At 50.9% G+C, this 823-nt stretch carries 1 protein-coding gene; it reads left to right on the forward strand.

The window, feature by feature from the left end; genetic code table 11:
* The coding region (locus tag JWG39_RS16035; RefSeq protein ID WP_205220442.1) for a hypothetical protein at positions 1–823 on the forward strand (823 nt) is incomplete at both ends.

Raw genomic sequence — 823 nt, forward strand, 5'->3', positions numbered from 1 at the left:
GGCCTTTTCTCAGAAGAATCTGAAGTTGCTCCCGATTCTGTGAATATTCCGAAGATCTCCGAAGAACTCGCCCTGCAGGGGGTTGATGTGGAGACCGATGACGATGATGATTCCGGGGAGGATACACTTCCTCTTGATGGAGATCAACTCGCCCCGGCTCTGGCGACTTCTGACGAGTCTGAAGATAAAGAGATTGCTTCTGTTCTGGTTGATGAGGACGATGAGGAGGAGTCTGTTGCAGCTCTTTCTTTGCAGGAAGACGAACCTGCCCCCGCACTCAGCTTTGAGGAAAAAGAGATCCCTGATTTCAGTGCGACTGGTGAGAAGCAGGTCACTCCAGCTCTGGAAGATACCACTGCCGAAATTGACGACGATGATCTTAAAGAGGGCGTATCTGGTACTCCTGCAGAAATAACTCCCGCTTTGGCCTCATCGGGTGAAGAGGAGGAAGTGCACGGTTTTTGGGCTGAAGAGGAGATGGCTGGTGTTGATACCGACAGCAATGCTGTCAACCTTAAAATCGGTGGCCTTTTCTCAGAAGAATCTGAAGTTGCTCCCGATTCTGTGAGTATTCCGAAGATCTCCGAAGAACTCGCCCTGCAGGGGGTTGATGTGGAGACCGATGACGATGATGATTCCGGGGAGGATACACTTCCTCTTGATGGAGATCAACTCGCCCCGGCTCTGGCGACTTCTGATGAGTCTGAAGATAAAGAGATTGCTTCTGTTCTGGTTGATGAGGACGATGAGGAGGAGTCTGTTGCAGCTCTTTCTTTGCAGGAAGACGAACCTGCCCCCGCACTCAGCTTTGAGGAAAAAGAGA

It is taken from the genome of Desulforhopalus vacuolatus (genome assembly GCF_016918505.1).
GTDB lineage: Bacteria > Desulfobacterota > Desulfobulbia > Desulfobulbales > Desulfocapsaceae > Desulforhopalus > Desulforhopalus vacuolatus.